This is a genomic window from Blastococcus sp. CT_GayMR20 (assembly GCF_004570345.1).
On record NZ_SPQM01000142.1, the window covers coordinates 1 to 11,735 of the forward strand.

The 11,735-nt window shown below is 73.6% G+C and carries 13 protein-coding genes and 1 riboswitch; of the genes, 8 read left to right on the forward strand and 5 right to left on the reverse strand.

Going from position 1 to position 11,735, the window contains the following annotated elements; genetic code table 11:
- Nucleotides 1–395 (forward strand): ATP-binding domain-containing protein (locus E4P40_RS22570; protein WP_167762346.1); only part of this gene is annotated, 395 nt, incomplete at its 5' end.
- Nucleotides 396–514: 119 nt separating this feature from the next.
- A complete protein-coding gene (locus E4P40_RS22575; RefSeq protein WP_135160642.1) occupies nucleotides 515–2,857 on the forward strand; it encodes a transglycosylase domain-containing protein in 2,343 nt (780 codons plus the stop codon).
- On the opposite strand, the gene E4P40_RS22580 is transcribed toward E4P40_RS22575, so the two are convergent.
- The 3 genes from E4P40_RS22580 to E4P40_RS22590 are packed head-to-tail and all read right to left on the reverse strand — an operon-like array spanning nucleotide 2,795 to nucleotide 5,449.
- On the reverse strand, nucleotides 2,795–3,697 hold the full coding sequence (locus E4P40_RS22580) for a YhjD/YihY/BrkB family envelope integrity protein (RefSeq protein WP_135160652.1): 903 nt from the start codon (nucleotides 3,695–3,697) through the stop codon (nucleotides 2,795–2,797). The genes E4P40_RS22575 and E4P40_RS22580 overlap by 63 nt on opposite strands.
- The gene (locus tag E4P40_RS22585) at nucleotides 3,661–5,223 is read right to left on the reverse strand and encodes an NAD(P)/FAD-dependent oxidoreductase (protein WP_135160643.1); all 1,563 of its coding nucleotides are present in this window, start codon (nucleotides 5,221–5,223) and stop codon (nucleotides 3,661–3,663) included. Before E4P40_RS22585 ends, E4P40_RS22580 begins: the two co-directional genes overlap by 37 nt.
- 31 nt (nucleotides 5,224–5,254) lie before the next feature.
- Entirely contained in the window at nucleotides 5,255–5,449 is a 195-nt protein-coding gene (locus E4P40_RS22590) for a hypothetical protein (protein ID WP_135160644.1), read from the reverse strand.
- A 240-nt stretch (nucleotides 5,450–5,689) separates the two neighbouring features.
- Nucleotides 5,690–5,837: riboswitch (cyclic di-AMP (ydaO/yuaA leader) on the forward strand.
- A 15-nt stretch (nucleotides 5,838–5,852) separates the two neighbouring features.
- On the opposite strand from E4P40_RS22590, the gene E4P40_RS22595 reads away from it, so the two are divergent.
- Complete coding sequence (locus E4P40_RS22595; RefSeq protein WP_135160645.1) at nucleotides 5,853–6,893, forward strand: C40 family peptidase; 1,041 nt, start codon at nucleotides 5,853–5,855, stop codon at nucleotides 6,891–6,893.
- Here the strand turns inward: E4P40_RS22595 and E4P40_RS22600 are convergent.
- Complete coding sequence (locus E4P40_RS22600) at nucleotides 6,838–7,425, reverse strand: hypothetical protein (protein WP_135160646.1); 588 nt, start codon at nucleotides 7,423–7,425, stop codon at nucleotides 6,838–6,840. The genes E4P40_RS22595 and E4P40_RS22600 overlap by 56 nt on opposite strands.
- Nucleotides 7,426–7,451: 26 nt before the next feature.
- Here E4P40_RS22600 and E4P40_RS22605 point away from each other — a divergent pair, with 26 nt between their 5' ends.
- From E4P40_RS22605 to E4P40_RS22615, 3 genes are read left to right on the forward strand one after another with little or no spacing between them, the layout of a single operon-like run.
- The gene (locus tag E4P40_RS22605) at nucleotides 7,452–8,021 is read left to right on the forward strand and encodes an ASCH domain-containing protein (protein ID WP_209305470.1); all 570 of its coding nucleotides are present in this window, start codon (nucleotides 7,452–7,454) and stop codon (nucleotides 8,019–8,021) included.
- Nucleotides 8,022–8,043: 22 nt separating this feature from the next.
- Nucleotides 8,044–8,367, forward strand: coding sequence for a DUF3817 domain-containing protein (locus E4P40_RS22610; RefSeq protein ID WP_245160519.1), 324 nt, complete (start codon nucleotides 8,044–8,046; stop codon nucleotides 8,365–8,367).
- A gap of 34 nt (nucleotides 8,368–8,401) precedes the next feature.
- Nucleotides 8,402–9,727 (forward strand): serine hydrolase domain-containing protein, encoded by a 1,326-nt coding sequence (locus tag E4P40_RS22615; RefSeq protein WP_135160648.1) that lies wholly within the window; start codon nucleotides 8,402–8,404, stop codon nucleotides 9,725–9,727.
- 52 nt (nucleotides 9,728–9,779) lie between these two features.
- Here E4P40_RS22615 and E4P40_RS22620 read toward each other — a convergent pair whose 3' ends face one another.
- Nucleotides 9,780–10,268, reverse strand: a complete 489-nt coding sequence (locus tag E4P40_RS22620; protein ID WP_135160649.1) for a hypothetical protein — start codon at nucleotides 10,266–10,268, stop codon at nucleotides 9,780–9,782.
- 112 nt (nucleotides 10,269–10,380) lie between these two features.
- Here E4P40_RS22620 and E4P40_RS22625 point away from each other — a divergent pair, with 112 nt between their 5' ends.
- On the forward strand, nucleotides 10,381–10,632 hold the full coding sequence (locus tag E4P40_RS22625; RefSeq protein WP_135160650.1) for a DUF3253 domain-containing protein: 252 nt from the start codon (nucleotides 10,381–10,383) through the stop codon (nucleotides 10,630–10,632).
- A gap of 179 nt (nucleotides 10,633–10,811) precedes the next feature.
- A complete protein-coding gene (locus E4P40_RS22630) occupies nucleotides 10,812–11,288 on the forward strand; it encodes an MOSC domain-containing protein (RefSeq protein WP_209305471.1) in 477 nt (158 codons plus the stop codon).
- The last annotated feature ends 447 nt before the right edge of the window (nucleotides 11,289–11,735 follow it).

The following is an 11,735-nucleotide window of genomic DNA, read 5'->3' on the forward strand; positions in this document are numbered from 1 at the left end:
CCACGGCGGTCCGATCGGAGCCCGGGGCGCTGACCGTGCGCACGGCCGCTTCCTGGCCGCTGGCCGACGTCCTCCGGGAACTGCGGGCGGTGCCGGGCTCGATCGGGGTCGTCTGCGCCGACGCCGCGGTGGCCGACGTGGCGGCGTCGCTCGCCGACGCCGGGGTGCCCGCCGAGGTCCTGACCGACGACAGCGACACCGTGCCCGCGCTGGCCGTCGTCCCGGCATCCCTGGCGAAGGGACTGGAGTTCGACGCGGTCGTGGTCGTCGACCCGGCGGCCATCGTGGCCGCCGAGCCGCGTGGTCTGCACCGGCTCTACGTCGTCCTCACGCGGGCCGTGAGCACGCTCGTGGTGCTCCATGGCGGGGACCTGCCCGCCCCGCTGGCGCTCTGACCCCGTCTATCACATGCGTCCATTGCGTTGCGTCACGGGGTGGCTACGGACGGCGCGGGGAGTTGGAAGCCGACGCGTTCTCTGTTGAGGTGGTTCCCGCCATCGAGGAGGGAGGGCCCATGGACCGGCGCGTCAGCACCATCCGCACGCTGTTCGTGCTCGCCCTCACCGTGGTCGTCGCCGGCGCCCTCCTCGCCGGGCTCCTCATGCCGTGGGTGGGCGGTCCGGCCATCGTGGCCCAGCAGTCGACCAGCTTCCTCGGCGACCCGCCGCTCGAGCTGACCGACGAGCCGCCCGCCGGCAACAGCGTGCTGCTGGCCGCCGACGGCGAGGTGATCACGCACTTCTACGAGGAGAACCGCGACCCGGTTCCCGCCGAGGGCATCGCCGAGGTGATGAAGGAGGCGATGGTCGCCATCGAGGACGCCCGCTTCTACGAGCACGGCGGCCTCGACGTCCAGGGCACGCTGCGCGCGCTGGTGAAGAACGTGGCCGCCGGCGGCGTCCAGGAGGGCGGCTCGACCCTCACCCAGCAGCTGGTCAAGCAGACCCTGCTGCAGTCGGCCGACACCGACGCGGAGCGGGTCGCGGCGACCGAGCAGACCCTCGGCCGGAAGATCCGTGAGGCGCGGCTGGCGCTGGCGCTCGAGGACACCTACAGCAAGGACGAGCTGCTCACCCGCTACCTCAACATCGTCTACTACGGGCAGAACGCCTACGGCATCCAGCCCGCCGCACGGTCCTTCTTCGGCGTGGACGCCACCCAGCTCACCCTGACGCAGGCCGCCCTGCTGGCCGGTCTCGTGCAGAGCCCGACCGACGACAACCCCTTCGTCAACCCCGAGGGCGCGACGATCCGCCGCAACCAGGTGCTCGACCGCATGGCCGAGCAGGGGTACATCACCCCCGCGCAGGAGATCGAGGCGGCGGCCGCCCCGCTGGGGCTGGCCCCGGCCCCCGCTCCGCGCCGCGGCTGCGTCGAGGCCAGCGTGGGTGCCTACGTCTGCGACTTCGTCCAGAAGTACCTCACCCAGACGCTGGGCATCAGCCAGGACGACCTGGAGAACGACGGCTACGTCATCCGGACGACGCTGGACCCGGAGATGCAGCGGGCCGGCGACTCCGCCGTCCTGAACACCCTGGCCCTGGACGACACCCGGGCGGGCACCTTCACCGCGGTCGAGCCGGGCACCGGCCACCTGCTGGCGATGAGCGTCAACCGGATCTTCGGCTACGACGTCAACGACCCGACGCAGGAGTCGTTCAACCTCAACGAGAAGCCCAGCCGCGGCGCCGGCTCCACCTACAAGGTCTTCGTGGCCGCCGCCGCACTCGCCCGCGGCTTCTCGGCGCAGTACACGCTGAACGCGCCCAGCCCCTACGTCTCCCGCGTCTACAAGGAGGCGGACGAGGACGGGAAGTACGACGTCCGCAACGCGGGCCGCTACCGGTCGACGCTGGACCTGACGACGGCGCTGTACCAGTCGTCCAACACGTACTTCCTCGCCCTGGAGGACGCGCTCGGCAGCGTCGAGGAGCCGGTGCGCATGGCCGAGGCCATGGGGCTGTTCGAGTTCGCCGAGCCCGGTCTGGCCGAGAAGACGATCGACGAGAACCGCGGCTCGTTCACGTTCGGCCCCGACGCCACGAGCCCGCTGGGGCTGGCCAGCGCCTACTCCACCCTGGCGGCCAGCGGCACGCAGTGCGACGTCGTCCCGGTGACCTCGATCCTGGACCGGTTCGGCGAGGAACTGGAGGACGAGGACGGCGAGCCCCTGGTCGGCGACCGGTGCACACCGGAGGCCATCCCCCCGGGAGTGGCTGACACGTTGACCCAGATGCTGCGCAAGGACGTCGAGCCGGGCTACGCGGGGCAGACGGCGCCGGCCGCGTACGTGCCGGGGCACCAGATCGCCGGCAAGACCGGGACGACGCAGAACAACTTCTCCGTGGCCTTCGTCGGCTACACGCCGGAGATCACGGCGAGCGTCATGGTCTTCAACCCCAAGGACGAGGAGGACGTCGGCGGCTTCGGCGGTGGCAAGGGCGCCCGGATCTGGCACGACGCGATGGCGCCGATCCTGGCCGCGCGCGGCAGCTCCGACTTCCCGCCGTCCGATCCCACGGTCGTGCGGGGCAACACGCGGCCGGTGCCGGGCTGCAGTTCGATGGACGACTGCTGGGACACCCTGGCCGACGCCGGCTTCGAGAGCGTCACCGTGCGGGTCAACAGCGACAAGCGCGCCGGCGAGCTCGTCGGCACCAGCCCGGGGCGCGGTGCCCGGGCGGTCCCCGGACAGGTCATCAGCATCCTGATCAGCAACGGACGGAACTACGTCGACCCCGCGTCCACGCCGGCGCCGTCGTCCCCGCCGTCGCCGCCGCCGTCGCCGTCGCCCTCACCGCCGTCCGAGCCGCCCGCCCCGGAGGAGCCCCCGGTCGATCCCGACCCGGGCGGCTGACCGGCGCTCCAGCAGCTCGTCGAGCGACTGGGTGGCCAGCCACCCGCAGAGAACGACCAGGTGCAGCATGAACATCCACAGGCCGACGGCGACCACGCCGCCGACGACCACCAGCCCGCCGAAGGGCGCGCCCAGGTCCAGCGGCAGAGCGAGGAACAGCACGAATCCCTGCAGGAAACCCGACAGGCAGGCGGCGGTGAACAGCGCGCCGGCGACGAGGGCCGGCCAGCGCACACGTCCCGCGCCGACGACCCGGAAACCCCACGCCAGGGGCACCGTGAGCGCTGCGAGCACGCCGTAGAAGCCGACGGCGACGCGGCCCAGGTTGGCGGCGAGGCCACCGGTCTCCGCCAGGTCGACCATGACCGGGACCGTGAGCAGCAGGGGGTAGAGCAGCACCGGGGTGACCAGCAGCAGGGGCAGGGCGGCGAGCCGGCCGCGCCAGCCGGTCAGGCCCTCCCGGCGGCTGCTGAAGCGCAGCAGCGAGCGGCGCAGCCCCTCGCCGTAGAGCGACATCGGCAGCAGCGCCAGCAGCCCGCCCAGCGGCGAGAGGCCGATCCCGGCCTCGACGAGGCGGCTCACCGCGTCGGGCGCGCCCAGCTCCTCCGGGAGCAGGCCGGCCAGGCTGTCGCCGAGTTCCTCGACCCGCTCCGGCGAGGTCAGCCGGGCGGTGAGAGCGAACGCCAGGACCAGCAGGGGCACGACGGCGATCCCGGCGTAGAACGTCAGCCCGGCGGCGATGAGCGCCAGGTCGCGCCCCTCCAGGCGGCGGCGGATCCCCGCCAGCAGCTCCCGGGCCCAGCTCAGCGCGGGTCCAGCAGGTGCCGGGCTGCCGCGTATCCGCCGAGACCGCTGACCGCCCCGCCGCGCACGGTGCCACCGGAGGACGCCGACAGGATCCGCGGGTGCTCCGTCGCGACGCCCCAGGTGCCGACGTCCTCCCGTGTCGCCGCCACCGGCCAGGCGAGGTCGCCGTGGAAGATGTGGCCGCCGGGCATGGCGAGGGAGGCCTCGACGTCCAGCGGCGATGCGGCCTGCAGGCAGGGCTCGCCGTGGGCATCGCGGGCCAGGCAGTCCAGCAGCGGCTCCTCCAGGTGGGCATCGAGCTGGGCCACCACGCGGCGCACCGCCTCCCGCCGCGTGCCCACGGGGTCGTCGCGGTAGAGCTCGGCCGGCGTGTGCAGGCCGAAGAGCGTCAGGGTGTGGTGCCCGGTCGCCCGCTCGACCGGGCCGAGGATGGACGGGTCGGTCAAGGAGTGGCAGTACACCTCGAAGGGGATGGCGTCGGGCAACCGGCCCGCGACCGCCTGGCCGTATGCCGCGTCGATCTGGGCGGCGGACTCGTCGACGTGGAACGTGCCCGCGAAGGCCGTCGCCGGATCGGTACCGGACCGCAGCCGCGGCAGCCGCGCCAGGACCATGTTCACCTTCAGCTGCGAGCCCGACGGCCGGCGCCCGCCGTCGGCGCCGGTCAGCTCTGCCAGCACGCTCGGGGCGGCGCCGCAGACCACGTGCCGGGCGTCGGTGGCCGCCGTCCCGCCGTCGTCGTCGGTCCAGTGGACGGTGACGCCGTCCGCCCGGGTCTCCAGCGCGGTGACCGTCGCCCGGGTCACCAGCTCGGCGCCGGCGCCGCGGGCGGCGGCGGCCATGGCCCCGGTGACCGCCCCCATGCCGCCGACCGGCACCCGCCAGCGGCCGGTCCCGTTGCCGACGAGGTGGTACAGGAAGCACCGCCCGGCCAGGCCGTCGGCGGCGTGGACGTCGGCGAAGGTGCCGATCAGCCCGTCGGTCAGCGCCACGCCCCGGACGACGTCGTCGGAGAGGTGGTCGGCCACCAGGTCGGCCAGCGGGCGCTCGCGGAGGTCGTGCCACAGCTCCGGGTCGCGCAGCCTGACGGCGAGGTCGTCGGAGGAGAGGAGTGGCTCGGTGAGCGTCGGCGCGAGGTCCTCGGCCAGGGTGGACAGGCGGGCGTAGAAGCGCTGCCAGCAGGCGAACTCCTCGTCGGAGCCGGTCAGCTGCCGGAAGGACGTCGCGGTGGCCGGGCCCTCGTCGCGCTCCACGAGCAGCCCGGCAGAGGCGCCCCCACGGCTGGTCGCGGTATAGGAGGCCACGGTCCGGTCGGCCAGCCGGACCCGGAGGCCGAGGTCGTCGACGATCCGGTCGGGCAGCAGGCTGACGAGGTAGGAGTAGGCGGACAGGCGGACGTCGACCCCGTCGAACACCTGCTGGCTGACCGCGGCGCCGCCCATCTGGCCCAGTCGCTCCAGGACGAGGACCGAGCGCCCGGCCCGGGCGAGGTAGGCGGCGGCCACCAGCCCGTTGTGGCCCCCGCCGACGACCACCACGTCATATCTGCTGCGCGTCACCGGCGGACGGTATCGCCGACGGTGACCGTGGTCAGTTCTCGCCCTCGGTCCCGTCCCCGCCGTCGCCGGGCGTACCGGTCTCCTCGCAGCTGGCGTCCTGCGGGTTCGATGCCTCCTGGCCGGAGGAATCGCAGTTGGTCTCCCCGCGGTCGAGGTTGGTGTTGTCGCCGCAGGCGACGAGGGAACCGGCGAGCGCGAGGACGAGGAGGGGTCGCTTCAGATCCATGGCGGGGGTACTGCGCCGTGCCGGCCCCGTCGAAACGGATCCGCCCGCATCCGCGACGGACGGTTGGGGCCCGCGTGACGGACGGGACGACGACGGACGGCTGGACGTGCCCAGTGAAGTGGAACACCAAACAAAAAACATCTCTGTCATTGTCACGGACCGGTCACGGCCGTTACGGTCCGTATGTCCGTCGGGGCTTTCAGTCACTGCCTGGGTGACGACCCCGCGGGCGCCGTCGAACCGGCCGTTGCACCTCCCCGTGTGCGGCCGGGCCGAGGACCCAGGGCAGTTCAGGGGTGCAGTGCCGGGAGCCGAACAGGCTCCGGGCGCCGGGCGATCTCCCGCCCGAACCCGTCAGCCAACTCGGTAGGCGGCCGTGGAAGAAAGAGAGCGCCGCCGCGCCATGGCGACCCCCTTCAGCACAATCTTCTCCCGGTCCGCAGCCCGTCGGGCAGTCCTCGCCCTCGTCGCCGTCCTCGGAGTGCTGCTGACCTCGGTGCCGGCGCAGGCGACACCCGCGACCTCCGCGGAGGCCGCCGCACTCGTCGCCGCCCGTGGCCACGACCTCGAGGTGATCACCGAGGAGTTCAACGAGGCGCGCGAGGCGCTGAACGCGCAGGTGGCCGCCGCGGAGCAGGCCGCGGCGCAGGTCCAGCAGCACACCGCCGAACTGGCCGCCGCCCAGCAGCAGGTCCGCGGGCTCGCACGCAGCGCCTACACCGGCACGGGTCTCGGCTCCTTCCAGGCGCTCCTCACGAGCGAATCCGCCGACGACTTCGTCGACCGTGTCGCGACCCTCCAGCTCGTGGCCGGCCACCAGGGCGACATCCTCGAGCGGGCCGCCGTGGCCAACGTCGCCGCCGCTCAGGCGCACGCCACCGCGCAGCAGGCCGCTACGGAGGCGCAGGCCCAGTACGACGCGGTCACCGCGAAGAAGGCCGCGCTCGAGGCCGACATCGCCTCCTACCAGGCGGCTTACGACCAGCTCAGCGACGAGGAGAAGAGCGCCGCCGCGGCCGCGCACGGCGACGACCGCGCCAGCCGTTCGACCGAGCGCGAGGCGCCCGCCCCCAGCGGGCCGGTCATCGCCGGCAGCGAGGCGGCCCAGATCGCCATCGACACCGCGATGGCCCAGCGCGGCAAGCCCTACGTGTGGGCCGGTTCCGGACCCGGCTCGTTCGACTGCTCCGGCCTCACGGCGTACGCGTTCAAGGCCGCCGGGGTCAGCCTCCCGCACTCCAGCCGTCTGCAGTCGCAGATGGGCCAGGCGGTCTCCCGTGACCAGTTGCAGCCCGGCGACCTGGTCTTCTTCTACAGCCCGGTCAGCCACGTCGGCATCTACATCGGCAACGGCCAGATGGTGCACGCGCCGACGTCCGGCGACGTCGTCAAGGTGGCCCCGCTGATGAGCGGCTTCGTGGGTGGTCGCCGCATCGCCGGCTGACCTGCTGCAGCAGACCCCAGACGAAGGTCGTCCGCACGCCGCCCGGCACTAGAAGGACCCCGTCCTTCTCACGCCTCGCAAGCTCGGCGCGAGCCTCCGGACGGGGCCAGACGTTGACGACGTCGTCCAGCGTGTGCTTCCAGACCAGGAGGCGGCCGGCGGTCGCCGGGGGGACCGGTGACCCCGGTGCGCGGACCAGGTGCTCGTTCAGGACGCTTCCGCCGGGGCCGCTGAGCACCTCCCAGTAGAGGTGCGGCCACAGGGGCAGCGGCCACCGGCGCACCTGGACGTCGAGGTCGCCGAACCGGCGGTCCTCGAGCTCGTCGGGCGGGCCGAGCACCGCCGTCCGCAGGGCGAGCCCCCGGGGCGCCCTCCGGGAGTGCTGCAGCGCCTGCCAGCGGGTGTGCGCGGCGTGCGCCTCGCCGCGCGAGGCGCCCAGCCGGGGGAGCGCCTCGGCCACCAGATCCGGTCGCAGGTCGGCCATCCGGCGGAGCAGCACGAGGCAGAACTCCCGCCGAGCCAGTCCCCGCACGGGCCCGACCCTGTCACCATGCGCTGGTGCTGATCAGCCCGGCCACCGCCGCAGGGATCGCGGACGGGTCCGTCACGCTCGCCTTCCGTCGATGGGACTCCCCCCGCATGCGGCCCGGCAGCACCCAGCGCACCGGCGCCGGCGTCGTCCTGATCGAGACCGTCGACCCGGTCGATCCCGAGGCGCTCACCGAGGACGACGCCGTCCGCTCCGGGGTGCGGTCGCTCGCCGAGCTCCGCCGGCTGCTCGCGCGGCGGGACGGAGCGCACGTCTACCGCATGCAGGTGCGCCTGGCCGGGCCCGACCCCCGGGTGGCGCTGCGGGAGCAGGCCGAGCTCACGGACGACGACCGCCGGGCGCTCGACGCCTCGCTCGACCGCATGGACGCCGCCCGCGCCGGAGGCCCGTGGACCCGCGAGGTGCTGAGGCTGATCGCCGGGCGGCCGGGCGTGCGGGCCCCCGACCTGGCGGCGTCCCTAGGACGGGAGACGCTGTCGTTCAAGCGTGACGTCCGGAAGCTGAAGGAGCTCGGCCTCACCCACAGCCTGCCGGTCGGGTATGAAATCTCACCCCGCGGGCGGGCCTACCTCGGCTGAGCGCTCGGGGAGGATCGAGGGCGTGACTCCCCGTACCGCCGCAACCGTCTTCCGTATCGTCGCCGTCGCCGAGGCCTGCTCGTGGATCGGCCTGCTGATCGGCATGTTCGTCAAGTACGTCCCCGAGACCACCGAGCTCGGGGTGAAGGTCTTCGGCCCGATCCACGGCGGGATCTTCGTGGCCTACGTGGTCGTGGCGCTGCTCACGGCGCGGATCCTGCGCTGGGACGTGCGGACGACGCTCCTGGCGCTGGTCGCGTCCGTGCCGCCGCTGGCCACGCTGTGGTTCGAGCGCTGGGCCGCCCGCAGCGGCCGCCTCCCGAGCGGGGACGCGGTCGCCGCCTGAGCAGCGGACCCGCCGGGTCGATACGGTCGCCCGCATGCCGGAACCCGTCCTCCCGACCACTGCCCGCGTCCTGCTGGCGCGCACGGCCCGCGCCCAGCGGGAAGGCCGAGCGCCGAGCCTGGTCGCCGGGGTCGTGCGCGACGGCGGGCTGGCGTGGTCGGCCGGCCGGGGCGACGTGCCGGAGCCGCACACCGACGTCCAGTACCGGCTGGGCTCCATCAGCAAGACGGTGACCGCGGTCCTGGTGATGCGGTTGCGCGACGAGGGTCTGGTGCACCTCGACGACCCGCTGGAGCGGCACCTGCCGGGCACGCCGTTCGGCGACCGCACCATCGGGCAGTTGCTGTCGCACCTCGCCGGTGCGTCCGCCGAGAGCCCCGGTGCGTGGTGGGAGCGCACCGAGGGGGGTGCGCTCGCCGAGCTCGGGATGGGTCCGGAGGACGTCGTCCTGGGTGCGGCGCGCCGGTTCCACTACTCGAACCTCGGCTTCGGCCTGCTCGGCGAGCTCGTGGGCCGGCTGCGGGGGACGACGTGGGAGGACGCCGTCACCGCGGAGGTGCTGCGGCCCCTCGGGATGACCCGCACGACTCCCCGGCCCGAGCAGCCCGCGGCGGCGGGAACCGCGGTGCACCCGTGGGCGGACGTCGTCCTGCCCGAGCCGGAGCACCACGCCGGCGTCATGGCGGCGGCCGGTCAGCTGTGGGCGACGCTCGAGGACCTCGCCCGGTTCGGCGCCTTCCTCATCGGTGACACCGGCGACGTCCTCGATCCCGCGACGCTGGAGGAGATGACCGTGCCGGCGGGCGTGGACTCATCCGCGCCGGGCTGGTCGGCCTACGGGCTCGGGGTGCAGGTGCTGCGGGTGGAGGACCGGACGCTGGTGGGCCACGGCGGATCCATGCCGGGCTTCCTCGCCGGGGTCTTCGTCGACCGCGAGGAGCGGACCGGCGCGGTGTCCCTCGCCAACACGACATCCGGACTCGACGCGGTGGTCTTCGGACTGCTGTCGGACCTGCGGGCGGCCGAGCCGCGCGTGGTCGAAGCCTGGGCGCCCTCGCCGTCCCCCGTGCCGCTGAGCCAGCTGGGGATCTGGTTCTGGGGGCCGACCCCCCACGTGCTGCGTGCCGTCGGCGGGGGCCTGCTGCACCTGGGCCCGCTGCCGGGACGCAACGGCCGGGCGAGCCGGTTCACCCCACGAGAGGACGGGACCTGGCTCGGGCTGGACGGCTACTACGCCGGGGAGACGTTGCGCATCGCCGACGACCACCTCGACCTGGACACGTTCATCTTCACGCGCACGCCCTACGACCCGGAGGCGCCGGTGCCGGGTGGCGTCGACGAGCGCGGCTGGAGCGGTTGAACGACCCGTCCACCCCTCGCAGGCTCGGGGCGAGCCTCGGGACGGGGGCCGTTCAGTGGTCGAAGGCGTCCATCGTCGTCGAGACGACGACGCCGTACGCCAGGTGCGGCACGAGGTCGCTGGCCCAGTCGGTGGTCGACCAGGTGCGTGGGTCGGTGATGCCGAGGACGGTCATGGGCCCGTTCGCCACGACCAGGGCCCCGAGCGTGGTGAGCGCGATCCCCACAGGCGTCGCCGACCGGTGGCCCGACGCCCGCGCCAGCCCGCCCAGCACCCCGACGCCGATACCGGCGGCGAGCCCCATCAGCGGACCGAGCCCCTCGACCCGGTTCTGCCTCGTCTCGCCCTCGCCGGGGATCGGCACGTGGACGGTTGCCGCGAGTTTCTCCACGGTGTCCTCGGGCGTGGAGGAGGTGCCGCGTCCCCGGACCGCCATGTCGAGGTAGGTGACGGCATTGAGGGCGGTGGTGCCGGCCGCACCCGCCGCCGCACCGCGCAGGATCCACCCGCCGGTGCTGACCGCGCGCCGTCCTCTCGCCATACCGGCGCCCTACCCCAGGCCGCTCCGGGGAACCGCTCGGGGCATGCCCTGCGGGTGGTACCTCGGCCGGCCCCCGGTCGCGGACGCACGCGCACATGCGCAGGCTGGCACCATGGACGACGTCGGCGCCCGGCTCGAGCGCAGCATCGAGGACCTGCTCGACCGGCGTCGGCCGGAGGCGTCCATCTGCCCGTCCGAGGCCGCCCGCGCCGTCGATCCGGAGGGCTGGCGGGAGCTGATGCCCGAGGCGCGCGCCGCCGCCGGCCGCCTGGCCGCCGCCGGCAGCGTGGAGGTCACCCAGGCCGGGCAGGTGGTCGAGGTGGCGACGGCGCCCGGACCGGTGCGGGTGCGCCGCCCTCGCTAGGACCCTCAGAACGGCAGCAGGATCAGTCGGTGGGCAGTGACTGCGGGCCACGCCGAGGTGCACTTCCAGGCGACGGATAGGTTCGTCTGGTGCTGGTGGTCCGAGGAGATGCCCAGCAGGGGTCAGTCGCTGCTGTGAGCCGAGCAGCGAACCACACGTTCAGCAAGGCGAATCACCACGTGATCCGTCTGCTCGCCGGCCTGGGGGTCGAAGGCGATGCCCACGCCGGGCGCACCGTTCAGCACCTCTCGCGGGTGGCTCGCGACCCGACTGCCCCGAACCTCCGGCAGGTCCATCTCATTCACGCGGAGCTCCACGACGAGCTCCGTGCTCGCGGCTTCGTCGTGCAGCCCGGGGACATGGGCGAGAACGTGATGACCCGCGGAGTGGACCTGCTAGGCCTGCCCACAGGCGCCCGGCTGAGGCTCGGCGACGATGCGGTGGTCGAGATCACGGGGCTCCGCAATCCCTGTGTACAGCTCGACCGCTTCCAGCGCGGCCTCATGGGGGCCGTTCTGGACAGGGATGCGGACGGGAAGCTGATCCGCAAAGCCGGCGTCATGGCTGTGGTGCTCGCTGGTGGGGACGTGCGAGTCGGTGACGCCATTTCGCTGGAGCTACCGCCGCGTCCGCACGAGCCGCTCGACCGGGTCTGACGCTGTCGGCCTTCGGCGATCCCGATGAAGTCATCCACACCAGGAGGACCGCGATGCCTCGTCCCGACCTCCGCCAAGATCCCTGGCACGCCCCGGACCCGAGCTTCCTCGGCGAGCAGTCCCAGGGCGGCGTGGGCAACCACGCCGGATCCGAACTCGGCCGCTAGAACGGCCGCAACACCCGTCATGCCATCGAGGCCCGCGCCGGGAAGGCCGGCTCAAGGCCGAACGAAAGGCCGCCAAGCGCTCACGCTGACACTCCGACCGCCGCATCCGAACGACCGGGTCGTGAGACTTTCGCCGGAGCGGTGGACTGCCAGCTCAGAACGGGGTGAGGGCGCCGGGTGGAGCGGGGCGGCTGTCCCGGATGGTGGCGAGGGTGTCGGCGTAGCGCTGCCGGCCGGTGCGGGGGGCGGTCGGGGTGCTGCCGTCGTCGGTGCCGAACGC